The organism is Flavobacterium sp. LHD-85 (assembly GCF_030929595.1).
Classification (GTDB): domain Bacteria; phylum Bacteroidota; class Bacteroidia; order Flavobacteriales; family Flavobacteriaceae; genus Flavobacterium.
This window is the reverse complement of the sequence record NZ_JAVFVR010000002.1, coordinates 1-21434: the sequence shown is the minus strand read 5'-3', so window position 1 is coordinate 21434 and position 21434 is coordinate 1. Positions and strand designations below refer to the sequence as shown.

19 protein-coding genes and 1 pseudogene are annotated in these 21434 nt (G+C 33.4%); 8 read left to right on the top strand and 12 right to left on the bottom strand.

The window, feature by feature from the left end; all coding sequences use genetic code 11:
- Window position 1 precedes the first annotated feature (1 nt).
- The 4 genes from sprC to RB618_RS05575 all read right to left on the bottom strand — a co-directional run bounded on the left by sprC (window position 2) and on the right by RB618_RS05575 (window position 3870).
- Window positions 2-1441 (bottom strand): gliding motility protein SprC, encoded by a 1440-nt coding sequence (sprC, locus tag RB618_RS05590; protein ID WP_308067856.1) that lies wholly within the window; start codon window positions 1439-1441, stop codon window positions 2-4.
- Window positions 1438-1842 carry a hypothetical protein gene (locus RB618_RS05585; RefSeq protein WP_308067855.1) on the bottom strand — a complete coding sequence of 135 codons (405 nt, stop codon included), beginning with the start codon at window positions 1840-1842 and terminating at the stop codon, window positions 1438-1440. The genes sprC and RB618_RS05585 overlap by 4 nt, the downstream gene beginning before the upstream one ends.
- 100 nt (window positions 1843-1942) lie before the next feature.
- Window positions 1943-3235 (bottom strand): hypothetical protein, encoded by a 1293-nt coding sequence (locus RB618_RS05580; protein WP_308067854.1) that lies wholly within the window; start codon window positions 3233-3235, stop codon window positions 1943-1945.
- Window positions 3236-3417: 182 nt separating this feature from the next.
- On the bottom strand, window positions 3418-3870 hold the full coding sequence (locus RB618_RS05575; protein WP_095930184.1) for a hypothetical protein: 453 nt from the start codon (window positions 3868-3870) through the stop codon (window positions 3418-3420).
- Window positions 3871-4316: 446 nt separating this feature from the next.
- Here RB618_RS05575 and RB618_RS05570 point away from each other — a divergent pair, with 446 nt between their 5' ends.
- From RB618_RS05570 to recA, 4 genes are all read left to right on the top strand, one after another.
- Window positions 4317-5465, top strand: a complete 1149-nt coding sequence (locus tag RB618_RS05570) for a DNA polymerase III subunit delta' (RefSeq protein WP_308067853.1) — start codon at window positions 4317-4319, stop codon at window positions 5463-5465.
- Between the two features lie 6 nt (window positions 5466-5471).
- Entirely contained in the window at window positions 5472-5855 is a 384-nt protein-coding gene (locus RB618_RS05565; RefSeq protein ID WP_308067852.1) for a DoxX family protein, read from the top strand.
- Window positions 5856-5887: 32 nt separating this feature from the next.
- Entirely contained in the window at window positions 5888-6397 is a 510-nt protein-coding gene (locus tag RB618_RS05560; protein WP_308067851.1) for an acyl-CoA thioesterase, read from the top strand.
- Window positions 6398-6542: 145 nt separating this feature from the next.
- On the top strand, window positions 6543-7550 hold the full coding sequence (gene recA, locus RB618_RS05555) for a recombinase RecA (protein WP_308067850.1): 1008 nt from the start codon (window positions 6543-6545) through the stop codon (window positions 7548-7550).
- A gap of 553 nt (window positions 7551-8103) precedes the next feature.
- Here the strand turns inward: recA and RB618_RS05550 are convergent.
- Window positions 8104-8847, bottom strand: coding sequence for a lysophospholipid acyltransferase family protein (locus RB618_RS05550; RefSeq protein WP_308067849.1), 744 nt, complete (start codon window positions 8845-8847; stop codon window positions 8104-8106).
- 152 nt (window positions 8848-8999) lie between these two features.
- Window positions 9000-9377 (bottom strand): annotated as a pseudogene (locus tag RB618_RS05545) (GxxExxY protein).
- Window positions 9378-9572: 195 nt separating this feature from the next.
- Between RB618_RS05545 and trpS the strand changes: the two are divergent.
- Window positions 9573-10547 carry a tryptophan--tRNA ligase gene (trpS, locus tag RB618_RS05540; RefSeq protein WP_308067848.1) on the top strand — a complete coding sequence of 325 codons (975 nt, stop codon included), beginning with the start codon at window positions 9573-9575 and terminating at the stop codon, window positions 10545-10547.
- A 252-nt stretch (window positions 10548-10799) separates the two neighbouring features.
- Here trpS and dprA read toward each other — a convergent pair whose 3' ends face one another.
- On the bottom strand, window positions 10800-11900 hold the full coding sequence (gene dprA, locus RB618_RS05535) for a DNA-processing protein DprA (RefSeq protein ID WP_308067847.1): 1101 nt from the start codon (window positions 11898-11900) through the stop codon (window positions 10800-10802).
- A 238-nt stretch (window positions 11901-12138) separates the two neighbouring features.
- Here dprA and RB618_RS05530 point away from each other — a divergent pair, with 238 nt between their 5' ends.
- From RB618_RS05530 to RB618_RS05520, 3 genes are all read left to right on the top strand, one after another.
- Window positions 12139-13110, top strand: coding sequence for an SPOR domain-containing protein (locus tag RB618_RS05530; protein WP_308067846.1), 972 nt, complete (start codon window positions 12139-12141; stop codon window positions 13108-13110).
- Between the two features lie 122 nt (window positions 13111-13232).
- Entirely contained in the window at window positions 13233-13469 is a 237-nt protein-coding gene (locus RB618_RS05525) for a hypothetical protein (protein WP_308067845.1), read from the top strand.
- Window positions 13466-13669 carry a hypothetical protein gene (locus RB618_RS05520; RefSeq protein WP_308067844.1) on the top strand — a complete coding sequence of 68 codons (204 nt, stop codon included), beginning with the start codon at window positions 13466-13468 and terminating at the stop codon, window positions 13667-13669. The genes RB618_RS05525 and RB618_RS05520 overlap by 4 nt, the downstream gene beginning before the upstream one ends.
- Before the next feature lie 209 nt (window positions 13670-13878).
- Here the strand turns inward: RB618_RS05520 and RB618_RS05515 are convergent, their stop codons facing one another.
- The 5 genes from RB618_RS05515 to mnmG form a co-directional block, all read right to left on the bottom strand.
- On the bottom strand, window positions 13879-14640 hold the full coding sequence (locus tag RB618_RS05515; protein ID WP_308067843.1) for a hypothetical protein: 762 nt from the start codon (window positions 14638-14640) through the stop codon (window positions 13879-13881).
- 78 nt (window positions 14641-14718) lie between these two features.
- Window positions 14719-16998, bottom strand: a complete 2280-nt coding sequence (locus tag RB618_RS05510) for a helix-turn-helix domain-containing protein (RefSeq protein ID WP_308067842.1) — start codon at window positions 16996-16998, stop codon at window positions 14719-14721.
- Window positions 16999-17099: 101 nt separating this feature from the next.
- The gene (locus RB618_RS05505) at window positions 17100-17684 is read right to left on the bottom strand and encodes an OmpH family outer membrane protein (RefSeq protein WP_308067841.1); all 585 of its coding nucleotides are present in this window, start codon (window positions 17682-17684) and stop codon (window positions 17100-17102) included.
- A 236-nt stretch (window positions 17685-17920) separates the two neighbouring features.
- Window positions 17921-18769, bottom strand: a complete 849-nt coding sequence (locus tag RB618_RS05500) for a class I SAM-dependent methyltransferase (RefSeq protein ID WP_308067840.1) — start codon at window positions 18767-18769, stop codon at window positions 17921-17923.
- 415 nt (window positions 18770-19184) lie between these two features.
- Window positions 19185-21056, bottom strand: a complete 1872-nt coding sequence (gene mnmG, locus RB618_RS05495) for a tRNA uridine-5-carboxymethylaminomethyl(34) synthesis enzyme MnmG (protein ID WP_308067839.1) — start codon at window positions 21054-21056, stop codon at window positions 19185-19187.
- Window positions 21057-21434: the final 378 nt, after the last annotated feature.

The following is a 21434-nucleotide window of genomic DNA, read 5'->3' as shown; positions in this document are numbered from 1 at the left end:
ATTATTTTATAACAGTTATTGATCCTTTTTTTTCACCTGTGTCGGACTGAATGACATAGTAATAAACGGGATTTACATTTTTAAAATCTATATTGCTTTGAGGCCAATCGCCTTGGTAATTCACTACGTCCAAAACCATATCTCCGTTTGAACTAATGATCATTACCTTAGTATTTGCATTTTTATATTCATCTGGAATATTCCAATACGGAATGTCTCCTGATAATTTAATGATATTTGGAATAACGCTTGATGGCCCAGATTCTCCATTTATTTTAAATGAAAATTCTCTGCTCGCAACGCAACCAGATGATTGAGAAACTTTTGCTGTATAATTACCTTTAACAGCAACTAAATAAGAATTTGAAGTTTCGCCAGCAATTAAGTTGCCGTTTAAATACCATTCGTAAGTTGGATCGACAGCATCTGTTGTTATGGTAACAGTTATAGTTTCTCCTTCACTTAATTTATATCCATCTTGAGCATCAATACTAGCGTTGAAACCATTGCTTTGAAGATTAATAGTTCCTATAGCAGTACATCCGCCAAAGTCAACTTCTACAGAATAAACACCAGATTCATTTGTTGAATAGGTTCGATTCGTAGCACCGTTGATAATATTACCATCTTTTTTCCACTGATATTTATTTCCTGATGTTGCAGTTAAAATCGTACCTGTACCACTTGCACAAAATGGGTTTCCTAAACTAGAGTTAATAGTCACCGCTGAGCCTGAAGATGTAGTTGCAACATTAACATGATTTGAACTAAAGTTTACGTCTGTACAAGAACCATAGTCTATAACTACATAATAATCTCCAACTGCATTTACAGTTAACGTTTTACCACTTTGTCCTACAATGGCAACATTATCTTTAAACCAAGTGTATTTAAGATTTGGATAGTTTACAGGAGATGAAGATGGTACCGATGGAGTTGCATTGTCTATAGAAAGCGTTAGGCTTCCTCCTGCACAAAGTGTTGCATTTGTATCTTTGTTGTTAATAGAAAATGTGGTCTCGTAATCTTTAAAATAAGCCGGAAATGAAGTGTTGCCTAAAGAATTCTTAAATCTTGGACTCGTTGTTGAAGTAGAACTTTTAACTCTTAATCCGTATGTTTCAGAACCCACTAAACTTGTTGGTACAGCAAACTTTATTGTTTTTTGCGTAGCAGAAACATCTACAGTCTGCAATAATGTTGTAGCAATTGGATTGTTTGAAGCGTCTAAAAGTTCAACTGCAAATGTTGTTCCTTCAGGAAAATTAACATAACTGAATGTTGCATAGAATTCATTGAACGAATTCCCAGCACAAAGCTTTTCTAGACCATCTAACTGTAGAGGCACTATAGTTTGGGCATAGGAATTCGATCTAGCAAACAGTAGAATGCTAAATAATAGAATAACTTTAAAAAAAGATAAAGTAATTTTTTGAATCATATAGTGCGTGTTCTTGCTAGATCTATACGCTCAAAAAACAAGATATCTATGAATGTTTCAGAGAAATCATACTTGTAGTTTTCAATTACTTCTTTTGCAAGAATTGAAGTTGCAGCAAGTGTCGAGTTTTCTTCGCAATCTTTAGATACAGTATTTGATTCAGCTGCTATAGTAAGGCTGTCCTTGGGGTTGGACATCCCTACTATAAACTGATTAAAATTGCTGTTTTCAATAACAGCACTATTATTATTTTCGTTTTGGTTATTGCAAGCCAAAGTTAAAATGTGCTCAGAACCAGCAGCCTTTGTAGGTTTTTCTGCTGTATTCTGTGCATATAGAGTTAACGATATAGGCGAAACCAAAAATATTATATATATAAAATATTTTTTCGTAGATACCATTATGTCTTGATCTTTATTTGGGCCCTTAAGACGATACATAAATTGTGTCTGGGGACTTAATTAATAAAATTTACGCGTGGGAAATAAAAATCGAAACTATTTATCTATTACCGCTAGAAGCTGTGATTTTTCCTAATTGTAATCTGAAATCTGGTTTTTTAGGATTGAAGATGTCAATGAATGTTTCTTTGTTATCACTTTGTGAATAAACGTTAAAGAAAACACTGTTTCCATACCAGCTCTCTAAATCTTCATTGTTCGAATTGTATTCAGTAAAGATATTTCCTTTACATAAGTTGAAATACATTTCCTCAAATTTGATTTTTTTAAGGTTGGCATCATTGATTTCAGTTTTGCTGTCTAATAATACTGCAGGGTTGAATCCAGAGATCACACTTCTTTTCATTTCAAGAGAAGCATTTTCAGCTACATAAACAGCCTCTTTTACTAAACCTGCTTGAATGTCAGCGTTAATGTTTTCACTGTCATTAACCATTGTAATATTGCTTGCAACAACTAAAGTTTGTTTTTTAGTGAAATCGGTTTCACTTTTCTTCTCATAAGATCTAACCTCCATACAACGAGATCCGTCTTTAGTACTTGAGAAGTAAGAAGATCTAACTGCTAGAGAATTGAAGAAACGACACTGAACTCCTTGAGAAAATTTAAAGTCGTCGTTAACTGATTTATAAGATACGAATTTTGTAGCATTTAAGTCACCGCCTAAGATTCCGAAAGAATCTCCTCCAGCATAACTTACCATGATGTTTTCTAAAACTGTTTTGTTACCAACAGCTGCTAAAGTTAAAGCATTAAAAGTATCAACTCCTTTTACTTTTTTACCAGCAAATTCAATTCTAACGAATCTCAAAACACCAGAGTTTGAAGCTACGTTGTCTCCACCATAAGTAGTCATTGTAGGATCAAGATCTAGGTTATAAGAACCTACATTTCCGAATTTGTTAATTGGTGCATCTCCAAGGATTACGATTCCACCCCAATCTCCCGCTTTTTTCATGCTGCGGTTTGAAGTAAATACGATTGGATCTGTTTCTAAACCATCAGCCACTAATTGTGCGCCTTTTGTGATTACCAATGTTCCTTTTGTTTCGAAATCACCGATAATTACAGTTCCAGGTTCAATTGTTAAAACAGCATTGTTTGTAACATAAACGTTTCCTTGCAGAACGTATATATTTCTTTTCAGCAACTTAGTATTAACAGAAATATTTCCTGCCAAAATTTGGTTTGCTTCTCCATAGTCAACTTTATTAGGCTTAAACTCTGTCCAGTTGTTTAACCAATTGGTGTAGCCCATAATTCCTTTCTCTTGTTGAGCATTCATACTCGCAACTGTCAAAAGAACGCAGATCAATTGAGTAATTTTTTTCATGATAAGGGGGGTATTACGGTTAATAATAAATTTGGGTATGCGTAAATGTAAAAACTCCTCTCGGGTTTTCTGAAATTTTTCAGAACCCTCGAGAGTGAGTTGTTTTTTATTTTGTTTTTCAAGAACGTCAAAGCTGGTATTCACTTAGACTTTCCCAAAAAGATTTTAAAAAAATTACTTTATTACATTTCGTTCAAATCGTTGAACTCGTGTAATGATTTCAATGTACTTTCGTAGAATAAAATTGCCGCGATTAGATTTCCTTTATCAGAGTAAGGCATCATTTTTCTTTGGAATTCTACTGTTGTATCTAAGAATGTTGTTGTACCAACTGCTTGAGCATCCAAAACTTTTTTGTGTTCACTATCGTCTGGAATACCAAGGTCTGCCATAGTAACTCCAGGTTTTGTAACCAAAGCAATGTAAGGGAGAGTTTTAACTAATACTTTGATACGCTCGATGTATAATTCCAAAAGTTCACCCTTTTGCATACCACTTAATTCTTTTTGATCATGGTATTTTCGGATAAGAGCAGTTGTACTAATAATACTTCTCGGTGCGTTTTTAGCTTGTGCTGAAACAGCCGCAGTAGTTAAGATAAAAAAAGCACTAAATAGAATAATTTTCCCTTTCATAGATTCTTATTTTATAATTGGTTGTTGATAAAAACAAAAATATATAAATTAACTTAAATTACAACTCCAACTCCTTTTTTTTTCAAAAAAAAACCTTAAAAAAACCTTAAAAACCAGCCTTATGTCGAGAAAATGTGCGTTTTAACGTGCTTTTTGTTAAAAATGTTAATTAAAAAATCGTAAGATATTAACTATAAAAAATATAAAATTGACTCAATAAATAACCAAAAAAAACATACGTTTGTCGATTTTAGAAAAAAAATATTAACAAAAACACCTTGATATTTACTAACTTGACGATATTTATTAACAAAATTCTGTCGAAAATGATCCGAAAAAAAATTAAAAAACGTCCTAAGGCTTCGTTGCAAAATTTGAAAATTTCAGCTCAGAAATAATCTCATCTTGAAAATTTTTGACTACACATTTTCTTCTATCTTTGCCCTATGCAATTTTCTCAAATTTTAGGTCAAGATTACATCAAAAGCCACTTGATAAAAAGTGCTGCTTCTGGTAGAATTCCTCACGCACAATTATTCGTTGGTCCAGAAGGAAGTGGTACTTTAATAACCGCCATTGCTTATGCTCAATATATTTTGTGCAACAATACTGGCGACGAAAACTCGAACGGAAACGATTCTTGCAATCTTAAGTTTGATAATATATCACATCCCGATCTGCATTTTATTTACCCTACCGTTACAACCGAAGATGTAAAAACAAAACCAAAAAGTTTAGATTTTATTCAGGATTGGCGAAGCTTTATTCAAGAAATGCCTTACGGAGGTTTGTTCGATTGGTATAAAATTCTTGGTGTACAAAACAAACAAGGAGAAATTCGTGTCGAAGATGCACAAGAAGTTCTAAAATCGCTTTCGCTAAAATCTTACGAAGGCGGTTACAAAATCATGATTATCTGGATGGCCGATAAAATGAATATTGCGGCCTCTAATAAACTCTTGAAACTTCTGGAAGAACCATCAGACAAAACGATGTTTATTCTGATCTCCGAAAACGAAGAAGATATTATCCAAACCATACGTTCGCGCTGCCAGGTAATTCATTTTAATGGACTACCAGAAAAAGTTATTGCCGATGCTTTAATTGCCCAAGAAAATATAGACGCCGGCTTAGCCAAAAAAATTGCGCATCAGGCGCAAGGTAATTTTAGTAAAGCTTTGCATTTGTTAAAAGAAGATGATGATGATCTTCCATTTGAGCAATGGTTTGTCAATTGGGTTCGTGCTGCTTTTAGGGCAAAAGGAAACGCAGCGGCCATTCAGGATTTAATTTCATGGAGCGAGCAGATCGCTGCACTGGGACGCGAAAGCCAGAAAAAATTCATTCAGTATTGCATCGAAATGTTCCGTCAAGCTCTTATGTTAAATTATCAAACACCAAGTTTGGTTTACATTGAGCCGAAAGTTGATAAATTCAAATTAGAGAATTTTGCTCCTTTCGTAAACGGAAATAACATTCACGAAATATTCAAAGAACTTTCAGATGCTATGTATCACATTGAAAGAAACGGAAATGCAAAAATAATTCTTACCGATTTATCGATCAAATTGACTCGTTTAATTCATAAAAAATAATTCATAATGAACAATGTTGCCTCAATTTTACTTCTAGCTTTTCTAGCTTTAACTTTTTTACAATCGGGTTACGAAAAAATTTTCTACTGGAAAGATAATGTCGCTTGGCTTAAAGAGCACTTTGCCAAGACTCCATTAAAAAATCAAGTTCCTCTGGCTCTATTTCATTTATTGATTTTAGAATTGATTTCAGGAATTTTATGTGTTGTGGGCGGAATTCAATTATTTACAAATAATGGCAGAGAATTTGGCTTTTATGGAGCTATTTTTTCTTGTATATGTTTGTTAATGATGCTTTTCGGACAAAGACTTGCAAAAGATTACGATGGTGCGAGAACCATTGTTATATATTTTATACCAGCTGTAATGGCAGTTTATTGGTTGAATTAACCAGTACAATTTTTAAATTTTAGATTAAAAAAATGAATCCAAAACATCCTTCAGAATCCCTAACTATTTTAACTGATTTAGTTTTACCGAGCGAAACAAATCCTTTAAACAATTTATTTGGCGGTGAATTATTAGCCAGAATGGATCGAGCGGCAAGTATTGCGGCCCGCAGACATTCGCGCCGAATTGTTGTAACGGCTTCTGTAAATCACGTTGCTTTTAATAGAGCAATTTCGCTTGGAAGCGTTGTAACCGTAGAGGCAAAAGTTTCAAGATCATTCAAAAGTTCGATGGAAGTTTTTATCGACGTATGGGTAGAAGATCGCGAATCTGGAAATAGAACCAAAGCCAACGAAGCTATTTACACTTTCGTTGCTGTTGACGACACCGGAAGACCGGTTGAAGTGCCGGCAATTATTCCAGAAACCGACATAGAAATCCAACGTTTTGATGCTGCCCTTCGTCGTAAACAATTGAGTTTACTGCTTGCTGGCAAAATAAAACCTTCTGATGCTACCGAATTAAAGGCTTTATTTTTGTAAAGCGATTTTGTGACAATTTGGAACAATCAAACTTCAAAAAAAGAAGTAATTTTACAAATTATAAAACTGACTAATAAAAATATAGCAGAATTTTCTTATTTTTATCCAGAAAGACAAAGTAATAATTTAAGATATTTAGAAAAAAATGAGTTCAGAGAAAGAAGCCAAATTAAAAGCACTACAATTAACGCTTGATAAACTTGACAAAACCTACGGAAAAGGAACCGTAATGAAAATGGGCGACAGAGCCATTGTAGAAGTAGAAACGATTTCTTCTGGCTCACTAGGTGTAGACTTAGCTCTTGGAGTAAACGGATATCCGAAAGGAAGAATTATCGAAATATATGGTCCAGAATCTTCTGGAAAAACAACTTTGACGCTTCATGCAATTGCAGAAGCTCAAAAAGCAGGCGGTATTGCTGCCTTTATCGATGCGGAGCACGCATTTGATAGAAATTATGCTGAAAAATTAAATGTTGATATTGAAAACTTAATCATTTCTCAACCAGATAACGGGGAACAAGCTTTAGAAATTGCTGAAAACCTAATTCGTTCTGGAGCTATCGACATCGTTGTAATTGACTCAGTTGCAGCGTTAACTCCAAAAAGCGAAATTGAAGGCGAAATGGGAGATTCTAAAATGGGTCTTCATGCACGTTTGATGTCTCAAGCTTTGAGAAAACTTACTGGAACTATCAGCAAAACAAATTGTACAGTTTTCTTTATCAACCAACTTCGTGAAAAAATTGGTGTTATGTTCGGAAATCCTGAAACTACAACCGGAGGTAACGCACTTAAATTTTACGCTTCTGTACGTTTAGATATTCGTCGTTCTGCTCAAATTAAAGATGGTGAAAACGTAATCGGAAACAGAACTAAAGTTAAAATTGTTAAAAACAAAGTAGCACCACCATTTAAAACTGCCGAATTCGACATTATGTACGGAGAAGGTGTTTCTAAAACTGGAGAGATCTTAGATCTAGCTGTTGAATTTGATATCGTTAAAAAAGCAGGATCTTGGTTCAGCTACGGCGATACTAAATTAGGTCAAGGACGTGACGCCGTTAAAGCTTTAATTAAAGACAACCCAGAACTTGCTGATGAACTGGAAGTTAAAATTAAAGAACATATGAAAGAACTGGCAAATGCCTAAAAAATAAATCTAAAAAAAGACTCTTAAAAAGCCGAGTGATTAAAAAAAATCGCTCGGCTTTTTTTATTTTGAAAAAAAATGAAATTTTCACGCAACCTTTTTACCAATCCCTCATCTATTAAAAAAAGCAGTTTGCAATTGGTACTGCCATATATCAATTTGGCGTTTTTTTAGAATTTACATTGGTTGGTTATTTGAGTAAAAAATCCGTTGGTTGTTCAAACTGACGGGTTTTTGTCAATTTTTTTTCAATTGCAACGCAACCTTTTATATTTCTCTGAATCTATAATAATGTGACATTAACTTGAGTTATTAACCAAACTCTTTATTATCAACCATTAATATTTTTAATCATGAAAGAAAAAATGGAATTGTTGTACAATAAAAACCGAAGAAAAACCAAATTGAAATTTAAGAAAGTATTGCGTTTTATTTCAGAAAAGATAATTCACAGATAATAAGCTTTTGAATAAAAATAGGGGTTTTTAATTCAAAGAAAAGCCGGTAGATTTATCATCTACCGGCTTTTGTATTTTACATAATGTTTTTATGGTTATTCCTTCTGATAATCTATTAAACCATTATAAATCATATTTCTAACTCGATCTCTTAATTCTTTTCTGTTGTCGCTTGTCAATCCTTTTGTTTCTACAAAAGGCAAAACTCTCGCGCGCATTTTTCCAGGACTTCCACTCAAAAAAGTATACGAAAAACGTTCTTTACTATCTGGATAAACAATAGGTACGATAGGAATCTGGTGATCTATCGCCAATCTGAATGCTCCATCTTTAAACTCATCCAGCAAAATGCTTTCGTCATCTGGAACTCCGCCCTCTGGGAAAATGCAAATACTTAAACCTTGATTTAATCTATTTTGCGCTCTTTTAAAAACTTCATTTTTACTTTTAGACGAACTTCTGTCAACTAGAATACAAGTTCTTTTATAGAAAAATCCAAAAAGAGGAATCTTTACCAGCTCTTTCTTCCCAACAAAAACAAAAGGATTTTTAATTAAAGCCAACGTAAGCATAATATCGGTCATAGAAGTATGATTGGCCACAATCATGTAACTTTTGCCTTTAATCAGCTTTTGTTCGCGTTTTACAGTATAAAAGAAACCCATTCCGAAAAGGATAAATTTAGCCCAAATGCGAGCCATTTTAAAGAAGTATGGATATCCTTTCTCAGAAAGGATAGAAACGACCAGAAAAGGGAACATAATGAGTATTGGAATGGCCATCAAAACATAAAACCAAACTCGCCAAAGAATCCAAAAAGCAATTTTAAATATTTTCATAGCTCCAAATGTAAGAAAACAGAAATGAATTTTAAACAAGATTTTTTTAAGTGTAAGCTTTATTCTAACGCAAAGCGCGCAAAGAATTTTCGCAAAGTTTTCAAAGTAATTATTTTAAAAGTTTGCTTTGCAACAAGATCACAAAGCTTTATCTATAAATTATTTGCAATTCTTCTGATGCCATTTTTTAATAGCCTTTCACTGAAATTTATTAAAAAGCCAAGTTTAAAATTTCCTAGTCTTAAATAGGTTAATGTTTATGCTAAATGATTAACAGTAAGAGATTCCACACTTTTTATCTCGATTAGTAACTTGTTTTCCACCAGTATATCAATGCGGTATCCCCAATCCAGCTTAACTTCTTCAAAAATTAATGCCAAAGATTTTTCTTTTTCAACAAGAAGCCCACGCTGTTTAATTTTATAAAACAAACATTCTTTGTATACACTTTCTAACAATCCTGATCCAAGTTTTTTATGAATTTCAATTGCTAGTCCAATTATAATATTTGAAATTTCGTTTTCTGTCATAATTTAAAAAACAGTAAATTTATAAATATTTTCTTATATTTATAAAAAGCTTTGCGAACTTATCGCAAAGCAATTTCTCAAAGAAATAAAACTTCTTTACTTTGCGAAAACCCTTTGCGCTCTTTGCGTTAAAAAGCTACAAACTTTGTAATTAAAAAAAACATCGCGACATTTGCATTTCAGAAAAAAACTAGAATGGCAAAAATACTTACGGGTGTTCAAAGTACAGGAACACCGCATTTAGGAAATTTATTAGGAGCAATTATTCCGGCAATCGAATTATCAAACGATCCAGCAAATGAATCTTATTTGTTTATTGCCGATTTGCATTCAATCACTCAGATTAAAGACGGAAAAACTTTAAGAGAAAACACCTATAGCACTGCCGCAGCTTGGCTTGCTTGTGGTTTAAATCCTGATAAAGTGACGTTTTACAGACAATCTGACGTGGTTCAAACTACTGAATTGACTTGGTATTTAAGCTGTTTTTTTCCGTTTCAAAGATTGACTTTGGCTCATTCTTTCAAAGATAAAGCAGATCGTTTGGACGATGTTAACGCGGGACTTTTCACTTATCCGATGTTAATGGCAGCGGATATATTATTGTATGATGCTGAATTTGTTCCTGTTGGAAAAGATCAGTTGCAGCATTTAGAAATTACTCGTGATGTTGCGGCTCGTTTCAATCACCAAATGGGCGAAACTTTTGTTCTTCCTGAAGCAAAAATTCAAGAAAACATTATGCTGATTCCTGGAACAAACGGAGGAAAAATGAGCAAGTCTGCCAACAATATCATCAATATATTCTTGGATGACAAAACATTACGCAAACAAGTAATGAGTATTGAAACAGATTCAACTCCTCTTGAAGCACCTAAAAATCCAAATACTTGCAATGCTTTTGCCATTTATTCTTTGTTAGCAAACGAAGAACAAACTGCACAAATGAGAGCAAACTATTTAGGCGGAAACTACGGTTACGGTCACGCTAAACAAGCTTTGTTTGAATTGATTACAGAAAAATTCAAAACAGAAAGAGAAAAATATAACTATTACATCAATAATCTAGAAGAAGTTGACGCTTTATTGAAAAAAGGCGCATCAAAAGCTTCTGTAATTGCAGATGGTGTTCTAGCAAAAGTTAGAGAAGTTTTAGGATTTCAGAAATAATTTAAACCAAACTCTTTGATAGAAACGCTGATCATACTAAAACTGGTCAGCGTTTTTCTTTTATAATATATTCTCGTAACATCAAATAAATTAACCTCTTAAAAATAAAAAAGATAGACAAATATTATTGAGGATTATAATATTTCGCCATAAGTATTTCAAATTCTAAATATACTTTTTGAACTCTTACTGATTTATGTTTTATACAGATTGAACAACCTTTTCATAATATAATATATAGGATTTTCTGCGTTAAATTGATTCAAAAAGTTTTCCAGGAAGAGGTCTTATAACACCTTTTAATTCCATACCTATCAAAACTCCTGATAATTTGAAAATTGGAATATCACACGCAATAGCAATGAGATCAAGCAATTCCTTTCCATTTTTCTGGAGAAAATCATAGATTTTTTGTTCGTCAGAATCTAACTCTATAAAAAGCTGTTTTTGAATATTTTTTTGTTTTTCTTTAATATCCCAATTCAACATATATACCAAATCTGCAGCACTTGTCAGCACATTTGCTTTCTGCGTTTTAATCAAGTTATTACAACCCTGACTGTATTTATCAGTCACTCTTCCCGGCACAGCAAATACGTCACGATTGTACTCGTTGGCCATATTTGCAGTAATTAGAGATCCTCCTTTATCAGCAGATTCAATCACAATTGTAGCTTCAGTCATTCCGGCGACAATACGGTTTCGACGGACAAACTTCTCTTTATCAGGATTAGAATCACTCCAAAACTCAGTTATAAATCCACCATTCTCTTCCATTCTTGCCATATACTTTTTATGCGCACGCGGATAAATTTGATTAAGTCCATGAGCCAAAACGCCAATTGTTTGCAGACCATAATCCATTGCTGCTTGATGCGCCACAATATCGACTCCGTAAGCAAAACCGCTTACAATTACAGGATCGAGCGGAGCCAAATCTTCAATCAACTTTCTACAAAAATCAGTTCCATACGAAGTAATTTGACGTGTGCCAACGATACCGATAATTTTCCTGTTTTTGAAATCCAAATTTCCCGCATTAAAAATCAGAATTGGTGCGTCAATGCAATGCTTGAGACGTTCTGGATAATTTTCTTCCTGAAAAAAAGAAACCTGAATATTGTTATTTTTTATAAATGAAAGCTCTTTGTCTGCTTTTTCAAAAACAGTTTTATCTTTCAAATTTTTCAATAAAACAGATCCAATTCCATCAACGGCAGCCAATTGGGAATTCTTTGCTTTAAAAATAGCGGAAGCATCACCAAATGAATTAAGTAATTTTTTACCCATTATGTCTCCTACTCCGTCAACCTTCATTAAGGCAAGCAAATTAAACAATTCTTGATCTGTCATTTGTTTTAAACATTATGTAAAATAGAAAAGATAAATCTTCTTTTTATGAAGCGCAAATATCTATAAAACAAAGTAATTTCCTAATAAAATTTACAAATAATTCTTATCTTCCTTTTAACAGAAGGCAAAACAATATATTAACTAACTGAAAACGAATTGTCTAAAAATAATTCCTAATTGTTAATAAAAATTGTGAATAAAATTTTGATAACTATGCTCGTTAGCTAACTTTGTTAATATGAAAATCGAAGTATATATCTCACAGTTATTGTATCGTTATCAGTGTGTAACGGTTCCAGGATTTGGTGCATTTTTAACAGAAACTCATTCGGCGCAGCTGAATGAAAGCACTAATTCGTTTTTTCCTCCAAAAAAAACCATTTCTTTCAATAGCCGTATCAAAAATAATGACGGATTGTTAGCAAATCATATAGCACAAGCTGAAAAAACATCTTATGGTTTTGCCGTGAGCGCAATTGCTTTTGAGGTTTTAAATTGGAAAAAAACTTTGGAAGAAGAAGGCGTAATTCTTTTAAAGAACATTGGCGAACTTCGTTTAAACTCTGAAAGCAATATTGTTTTCAAACCGAACGATCAGACAAATTATCTGGCAACTTCTTTTGGATTAAGTCCTTTCGTTTCTCCAATGGTGAAAAAAGAGGTTTTCGAGAAAAAAATTGAAAAGATTGCAGCAAAAGAAAAAGATGCTGTTTTATTATACGAAAATGAAGAAGAAACCAAATCTTCAAATCCATTCTTGCGTTATGCTGCCATTCTTGTTCTAGGACTTGGAATTACAGGAAGCATAGGTTACCCCTTATATCAAAACCAAATTGATAACCAAACACTTGTTGTAGAGCAGGCTGTTCAGAAAAAAGTACAGAACAAAATTCAAGAAGCCACTTTCTTTATCAAAAGTCCGCTTCCAGCTGTAACTCTTTCTGTTGATTCTGCTAAAGTTGAAACTGTTGAAACAACAATGCCATATCATATTATGGCTGGTGCCTTCAGAAGTGAAGCAAATGCTAGAAAAGCTTACAACCAACTAATTAAAGACGGTTTCAAAGCAAGAATGCTCAAAGAAAACAAACACGGATTGTTTCCTGTTTTGTACGGAAGTTATGCTACAATGAAAGAAGCAGAACAAGCTCAAAAAGAAATACAAAAAGGCGAAAATCCTCAAGCTTGGATTCTGGTAGAAAACCTATAAAATTTTAAAATCCTGTTCTAATCGAGCGGGATTTTTTTTGTCCTATTCTGTTGTTTTCAAGACTTTGATTCACACTTTATCAAAGTTTCTTCGAATAAATTCGCTTGAAAAAATTAAACATTATGGACAAAATTTTAAAAACATTAGTTCTTTTATTATTGCTGAGTTCACAATCTTTTTTTGCTCAGCAAACAACAAACACTATACAAGAATTGGAGCACCAACAAGCTGAAATTCAAATGCAAAAAAAATTGAATGACAATTATAAAATGTTGGATGACAAGATCTATCAGCTAAAAAAAGAGCAAAAGATCTCGAAACAAAAAAGAAGAACCTCTCATAATCTGAAAGCGATTTGAAATCGACAAAAGAAAAAATCAGCAAACTGGAACTTGTCAATCAGAAAATTGAAAACAAAATAACAACATCTTCAATTTCTGAAGAAGAAATTCAAAAACAGAAAATTAAGACCAGAGAAAATGAGCTAAATATTCAGAAATTGAAATTAACTCAGATTACACAAGAAAGGGAGCTAGAAAGAGCAATGTCAGCCATATAAAAAAACTGTTTCAAAAGAACAGATTCTTTTTAAGCTACGGAGAAGCGAAATATTTATAGCAAAGAATAAATATTTACAATATAAAGCTCCAGCGGAGCGACATAATTTTATAATAAATATGTCGCTCCGCTGGGGTTTTAACCGATATTTATATATCTACGCCATATCTTGTAAAAAAAGATCTTTTTAAAACAGCTTCTTTCCAATGTTTATCGTGAAACAATTTTTGCATCCTGAGATAAAATTTCTTTTCCAGACTGATATACTAATAACGCCGCAGGCGCCGAATTTTTTTCGCCCAAAACAGTAAAATGGCATTCATACTTAAAATTACCTTTTTTGAATTCGTAATGATGATTCCCTCCTGTTCCATCTGCAAAGAAAACACCATTTTCAATTACAAGATCTGGAGTTTCAGTCATTTCCTTTTTAATGGACCAAGAAGCATAGCGATAATTATCATTTCCTAAATCATCAATTCTTATTCTGAATTTTGAAGTTTCTAGAATAGCAACAGGTTCTTTAAAATTTGAAATTGAAACATTTACATTTTTCTTCTGTACTGCTATCAACGAATTTTTCATTTTCAATTCTTCGTCAGATTGATGATTGATGCTGATAATTCTTCCATCAATATCAATCCACATGTCTCCACGGTTTAGCATAATCCCACGCCAGCCCACTTCAGACCAATCTTTTTCAGGATCTGATTTTGTTATTTTTTCAATCAAAACTTTATCAAAAATTTGATTATATCTTTTTACAAAATCTGCTTTATCTTTCACTGATGGAATTGGATATTCTCTCTTAAACGGAAATTTTATTCGCTTTGCAATTGCTTCTTTATCGCCGTTTTTCACTTCGAGAATAAATTTCGAAATGAACTTTTGATATTCTGGCTTCAAATCCTGAGCAATCAAAAACGAAGAATTAAACACCAGAATTGTTAGCAATATTTTAAATATTTTCATCTCAAAAATAATTTAATGCGTTAGAAATTAGATTTTTGAAAAATAGAAAACCGTGTTTCACGTGGGACGTTCAAAAAATCAATTGATGCTCGCTTTGAACATTTTTAGCTCGTCCCAAGTAAATTCATCTCCATATTTTTCTTTCAAAGGACTCAAAGATTCTTCTTGATAAAATTGAAATGCTTCTCGCAAAGCCAAAATTTTATCGTACGGAAGAACATCGGTAATTTCGATTTTTTTCGCTTGAATAAGTCTTACCAAATGCCCTTCTATAGTCTGGACATTCAATTTACGTATTCTTGCAATATCTTCAATAGAATTTTTATCCATCCACAAATCGTATGTTTCTTCGACTGTCGTTTTTTTAGCCGTTTTAAGCTCGTTTTTCTCTGCCTTAGCTGATTTGTATCGAACAACGGGTTCTTCTGTTCTAAAAATGTCTGTATTTGTCGTTTTCAGCTCTTCTCTTATCCTTTCCGCTTTGTTCGTTTTGTAATTTTTAATATTTGGCGACGAAAGCTTTTCTTTACTGATTTCCTCTCCTGCAACAACAACTTCAATCAATAACTTGGCTTTCATCAATCGCAAAACCGCTTTGGTCTGAAGATCTTCCAAAAAGTTAAGCTCTTCGTAGAACTCTTTTACTTTTTTAAATTTTTGGATTTCGGCCATTTTGTAAATCAGATCATCCACCAATTTGTCCATTGGCTTGAAGAAATAATCATACGCCGCATCTACCCTTTCTTTCACAAAAAACAAATCGACCGTTTCTTTGATGAAAATTTTATTGAGTTGCGAAATGAATTTCTGCGAAGGATCTAAAAGTTGCTCTATAATTTCCATGCGTTTATGTGCCCAAACCGCATGTTTCGTTTTTTCGGAACCTGCCGCATTTTCGTTATAGCTGAAACGATGATTTCGCCATTCTTGCGCCAATTCGCCCCAATTAAAACTGTTTATCAAATAGTTCTGAATAAAATTTTTGGTTTCAAAATGCAGTGAATTCTTCAGATCTTCTTCTGTTGCTCTATTCAAAGCATAATCCATCACATCTTGGTCGTTCGAAATACCATTCATCTGTATCGGAGAAAGCAAAATAAGCCCGTTTAAGGAACGCAAACGCGAAAGCGCTACATAGGCCTGCCCAGGTAGAAAAACTTGCGATACATCGAGCGCTGCTTTGTCAAAAGTTAAACCTTGGCTTTTGTGCACCGTAATGGCCCACGCCAACTTGATCGGATAATGTGCAAAAGTTCCCAAAACCTCTTCTTCTATTTCTTTCGTCTGTTCATTGACTTTGTATCGGATATTTTTCCATTCGTACTTTTCAACTTCCAACGTCATGTTTTCCTCTGGAAAGTGAACAAAGATTTCTTCATCTGAAAGCGATTTGATTACGCCCATCTTTCCGTTGAAATATCTTTTCTCAAAAGACAAATCGTTTTTGACGAACATGATCTGTGCGCCGACTTTCAATTTCAACTCTTCTTCGACAGGAAAAATCTTTTCTGGAAAATCTCCGACCACAAATGGCGTATAAACATATTCTTTTCCATCTAAATCATTGATTGACTGAGAGTTGATAGAATCTGCTTTGGCATTATGAGTCGTCAAGGTGATATAACCTTTGTTCTCTTTGAAATCGAAATCAGGCTTAACATATTGATTTAGAATAGCTATGTCTTCTGGAGTGATTTGATTGTTTCGCAAATTATTCAAAACAGAGATAAAAGCATCATCGGTCTGGCGGTAAATTTTCGACAATTCGATATAAATCGGCGGATACGTTTGGAGAACATGAGAATGGAAAAAGAATTTCCCGCGGTAATAGTTTTTCAGCGTTCGCCATTCTTCATCACGAATCACAGGCGGCAATTGCAGCAAGTCGCCAATAAACAAAACCTGGACTCCACCAAAAGGCTGTGTATTTCTTCGAACGGTCTGCATCATAAAATCAACCGCGTCCAACAAATCGGCACGCATCATACTGACTTCATCAATCACAAGAAGCTCCATGTTTTTGATTACATTTCGCTTGACGTTATTCATTTTGAAATGGCGGCGAAGTGATTCTCTGTTTTCAAATTTTACTGTTTCTGTAAATTGTGCACTCACATCATACGATGGAATAAACGCAGCAAACGGAAGTTGAAACATAGAATGAATAGTTACACCTCCAGCATTCAAAGCTGCGATTCCCGTTGGTGCAACGACCACAGTATTTTTATGCGTTGTCGCGATGATTTCTCGCAAAAGCGTAGTTTTTCCAGTACCTGCTTTTCCAGTAAGGAAAATAGATTTCTGAGTCTGATTGATGAATTGTAAAGTGTAAGCTGCCGCTTCTGAAACGTTCTGCATTGGGCTTGTATTAAATAATAAAATTACCGCATTTTTATAAAAAGAAAAAACCTAAATCTTAGTGGATTTAGGTTTTCAGTAATTTAGTTAGTTTGGTAGTTTTATTTTTTAGCTTCGCCTTCTTTTGCTTCAGCTGCTGGTTTTGCATCTGCTTTTGGCTCTGCTTTGTATTTATCATTTAAAGCTTTGATAATTTCTTTTGTGATATCGTATTTCTCTTCAGCATACAAAATTGTTGCTGCATCTCCTGTTCCATAGATGTAAGAGTAACCGTTTTTCTTTCCGTAATCTTTAATGAATTTTTTAACTCCACTAACAAGAGAATCCATCTCAACACCACTTTCTTGCTGTAATTGTTGAGCTAATGCTTGTTGTGCATAACCTAATTGCTGCTCTCTTTTTTGCAATTCAGCACCTCTTTGCTGTGCCCAAGCCTGACCATTTGCTTGCGCTTGACTTTGAAAATTAGCAGCGTCTTGTTTAAAACGTGAAATCTCAGCTTGTAATTGTCTACCTTTTTCTTCCGCTTGAGCTTTGTACTTTGCCTCTAAATCTTTTGCCTCAGTGTATTCTTTCATCAAAACCGAAGTATCCACGTAAGCTGTTTTTACTTCCTTTACCTCTGCTGTTTTGTTACAAGAAACTGCGAAAACTGAAAGTGCGATAATAACTAATGCTTTTTTCATTTTTTTTAATTCTATTTTTTTAAGTATTGAAGACAAAAATATAAAAAAATCAATAGCATCAACATAAAGTTTAAAAAATGCGCAAATTTTATGATATTGTTTTTATTTATAGAAAAAAATATAGCCATAAAACAATGTTATCGCAATATTTTAGGTGTTTTTTGTCTTGTTTTATTCCGACTGAAAAAGCCATCTTGTCTTTTAGAGGCAAAATGGCTTTAGATAGTTTTTTTGATTTATTTGTTTTTCAAAACATAAATATGCGATGAATACTCTTTTGTATTTTTAGCTTTTAAATTTGATTTTAACCCAACGAAAAAAGCTTTGATATAATTCATTTTTCCTGTTTTATATTTTTCCGATAAAAGACTCACATAAAACGAATCGAACTTCATTGGAAGTATCTTTTCTAATTTCATATCTACTCTTTCAAAAAGCAATTGAATAGATTTTTTAGAAAAATGCCAAAAATGAATTGGCACATCATAAGCGGCCCAAAAAGTTTCATAATGACCCGCATCAAATGATTTGTAGTTTGGAACCGCAACAATTAATGTTCCAGTTGGTTTTAATAAACGCTTCAATTCTTGGATCTGAATCTCTAAATTAGGAACGTGTTCTAAAACGTGCCACATGGTAATTACATCCAAAGAATTACTTTCTAAAGTGCTAGTTTCTTCTACAAATGAAATTCCTTTTTCTTTAGCAATATTTTTAGCCCGATCGCTAGGTTCTACTCCAATGGTTTCCCAACCATCATTTTTTGCCGTCAAGAGAAAATCTCCAGTTCCAGCTCCAATATCCAAAATTTTTCCTTTTCTCGATTGCTGGCTATTGATTAGATTTAATTTATTCTTAAGCGCAATATTTTTTACGAAATGATAGGCTTTTTCAAATAACGAACGTTTGTTGTCTGTATGTGAAATGTAATCTTCGCTTTCGTAATATTTACCCAAATTTTGAAGTTCAGGTTGTGGAGAAGTAATTAGCATATCTAATTCTTCATCATAATACAAATCAAAAATTTCTTTTGAAACAGAATGGTCTTTTACCGTAAGAAAGTGTTTTTTGTTTAAAACGTTCATTTTTAAATTTTATAGATATTTGGGTTTAATTTATAGCAAATCCTAAAAACGAAAATTTATCGCTTTTAGGATTCTTGTTTTTCTTTATTCTTTTAAATTCTTTTTTGACTTCGCAAATTTAATAATTCAACATAATTGCAAATCTATTTTTTAAGCTTCTGAGAAATCAATTCCATATTTGAAACGATTAAAAATGATACTTATTTTCTAAATATCATTTCTTTTTTCTTGAAAAGGTTTCACGTGGAACAGCAACAATTTTAGATTTCTGACTTTATATTTTAGATTTATATTGGATTCCAAAAATAGAAACTAAAAAAAATTATAGTTTCACGTGGAACATTTAAAAGTTTTCAGTCTCAGTTTACAGTCTCAGTAAAAACTGGAAGGTGAAAACTGAGACTGCATACTTTTTTTATCTTCCCATATAAATCAAAAGCACGGAAATATCACTTGGTGATACTCCGCTGATTCTTGAAGCTTGAGAAATAGTTACAGGACGAATCTTGCTTAATTTCTGTTTTGCTTCGATCGACATTGATTTAATTTTATTATAATCGAAATTGTCTGGAATTTTTACTTCTTCCAAACGATTTAGTTTATCGGCATTATTTCTTTCCTTTTCAATATATCCAGAATATTTCACCTGAATCACCGCTTGCTCAACAATTTCTTCATCCAAATCATTTTCTTTGATATATGCATCAACCTTTTCAAATTTCAACATATCTTCTAATTCAATCTGCGGACGAGAGAAAATCTTAAACATTTTATCTCCTTGAGAAATTGGCGCAGATTCTTTTGCTTCCAAAATCGGATTTGTTTCTGCAATTGTAACACTTGTTTCTTTGAAGAATTGAACCATCTTCTCAGACTCATTCAATTTCTTTTCCATTCTGCGTAAACGTGCTTCAGAAGCTAAACCAATTTCGTATGACATTGGAGTCAATCTGAAATCGGCATTATCTTGACGCAACAATGTTCTATATTCTGCTCTCGATGTAAACATACGATATGGTTCTTCTGTTCCTTTCGTAATCAAGTCATCAATTAGAACTCCGATGTACGCCTCGTCACGTTTTAAAATCAATGGATCTTTTTCGTGTACTTTCAAGTGTGCATTTATTCCAGCCATCAAACCTTGAGAAGCTGCTTCTTCATATCCGGTTGTTCCGTTAATCTGTCCAGCAAAATATAATCCTTCAACTAACTTTGTTTCCAAAGTATGTTTCAATTGCGTTGGAGGAAAGAAATCATATTCGATTGCGTAACCTGGTCTAAAGAATTTCACGTTCTCAAAACCTGCTACTGAACGAAGCGCTTTGAATTGAATATCTTCTGGAAGTGAAGTTGAAAATCCGTTTACGTAAACTTCGCAAGTATTCCATCCTTCAGGCTCAACAAATAATTGGTGACGTTCTTTATCGGCAAAACGATTTATTTTATCTTCAATCGATGGACAGTATCTTGGTCCTAAACTTTTGATTCTTCCGTTGAACATTGGAGAACGATCAAAACCTTCTCTCAAAATATCATGAACATTCAACGACGTATACGTCATGTAACAAGAACGCTGATGCGTTAACGGAGAAGTCACATCTGAATAAGAAAACTTAGCTGGCTTTGCATCTCCTTTTTCTTCATTCATTTTAGAATAATCTAAAGAACGTCCATCTACTCGAGGTGGCGTTCCTGTTTTCATTCTTCCAGCTTCAAAACCTGCTTTGATCAAATCTTCGGTAATTCCGGTTGCAGCGCTTTCTCCTGCTCTACCTCCTCCGAATTGTTTTTCTCCGATATGAATTAAACCGTTCAAAAAAGTACCGTTTGTCAAAACCACAGATTTGGAACGAATCTCCACACCAAGCGAAGTTCTAATTCCTTTTATTTTTCCATCTTCGATTATCAACCCTTTTACCATCTCTTGATAAAAATCAAGATTTGGAGTTGCCTCCAACATCATTCTCCATTCTTCTGCAAAACGCATTCTATCACTTTGAACTCTTGGTGACCACATTGCAGGTCCTTTTGATTTATTCAACATCTTAAACTGAATCGCAGTCTTATCAGAAACAATTCCTGAATATCCACCAAGCGCATCAATTTCACGAACGATCTGTCCTTTTGCAATTCCACCCATCGCAGGATTACAAGACATCTGTGCTATGTTTTGCAAACTCATTGTAACCAATAAAGTTTTCGATCCCAAATTTGCAGCCGCAGCCGCAGCTTCAGAACCAGCATGGCCTGCACCAACCACAATAACATCGTATTCTTCTAAAAACATTTTGTTTTATTATTCTCCAAAAACCGCTAACGCGGTTTCTAGAATTACATTTATATTTTTCTTGTTCCACGTGGAACGCATTTTTTTTAATCTTCAATTTTAAAAATTCCAAATTCCAAAAACTGGAATCTTTAAATCAAATCCTCAAATCAAAATGTTTCACGTGAAACATTCTAAATTTTCAAACTAGAACTTTCAAACTAGAACTTTCAAACTAGAACTTTCAAACTAGAACTTTCAAACTAGAACTTTCAAACTAGAACTTTCAAACTAGAACTTTCAAACTAGAACTTTCAAACTAGAACTTTTAAACTAGAACTTTCAAATCAGAACTTTCAAATCAGAACTTTCAAATCAGAACTTTCAAATCAGAACTTT

Coding starts and splice junctions, on each gene's coding strand:
- sprC (WP_308067856.1), bottom strand. CDS start 1,441: ATGATTCAAAAAATTACTTTATCTTTTTTTAAAGTTATTCTATTATTT.
- RB618_RS05585 (WP_308067855.1), bottom strand. CDS start 1,842: ATGGTATCTACGAAAAAATATTTTATATATATAATATTTTTGGTTTCG.
- RB618_RS05580 (WP_308067854.1), bottom strand. CDS start 3,235: ATGAAAAAAATTACTCAATTGATCTGCGTTCTTTTGACAGTTGCGAGT.
- RB618_RS05575 (WP_095930184.1), bottom strand. CDS start 3,870: ATGAAAGGGAAAATTATTCTATTTAGTGCTTTTTTTATCTTAACTACT.
- RB618_RS05570 (WP_308067853.1), top strand. CDS start 4,317: ATGCAATTTTCTCAAATTTTAGGTCAAGATTACATCAAAAGCCACTTG.
- RB618_RS05565 (WP_308067852.1), top strand. CDS start 5,472: ATGAACAATGTTGCCTCAATTTTACTTCTAGCTTTTCTAGCTTTAACT.
- RB618_RS05560 (WP_308067851.1), top strand. CDS start 5,888: ATGAATCCAAAACATCCTTCAGAATCCCTAACTATTTTAACTGATTTA.
- recA (WP_308067850.1), top strand. CDS start 6,543: ATGAGTTCAGAGAAAGAAGCCAAATTAAAAGCACTACAATTAACGCTT.
- RB618_RS05550 (WP_308067849.1), bottom strand. CDS start 8,847: ATGAAAATATTTAAAATTGCTTTTTGGATTCTTTGGCGAGTTTGGTTT.
- trpS (WP_308067848.1), top strand. CDS start 9,573: ATGGCAAAAATACTTACGGGTGTTCAAAGTACAGGAACACCGCATTTA.
- dprA (WP_308067847.1), bottom strand. CDS start 11,900: ATGACAGATCAAGAATTGTTTAATTTGCTTGCCTTAATGAAGGTTGAC.
- RB618_RS05530 (WP_308067846.1), top strand. CDS start 12,139: ATGAAAATCGAAGTATATATCTCACAGTTATTGTATCGTTATCAGTGT.
- RB618_RS05525 (WP_308067845.1), top strand. CDS start 13,233: ATGGACAAAATTTTAAAAACATTAGTTCTTTTATTATTGCTGAGTTCA.
- RB618_RS05515 (WP_308067843.1), bottom strand. CDS start 14,640: ATGAAAATATTTAAAATATTGCTAACAATTCTGGTGTTTAATTCTTCG.
- RB618_RS05510 (WP_308067842.1), bottom strand. CDS start 16,998: ATGCAGAACGTTTCAGAAGCGGCAGCTTACACTTTACAATTCATCAAT.
- RB618_RS05505 (WP_308067841.1), bottom strand. CDS start 17,684: ATGAAAAAAGCATTAGTTATTATCGCACTTTCAGTTTTCGCAGTTTCT.
- RB618_RS05500 (WP_308067840.1), bottom strand. CDS start 18,769: ATGAACGTTTTAAACAAAAAACACTTTCTTACGGTAAAAGACCATTCT.
- mnmG (WP_308067839.1), bottom strand. CDS start 21,056: ATGTTTTTAGAAGAATACGATGTTATTGTGGTTGGTGCAGGCCATGCT.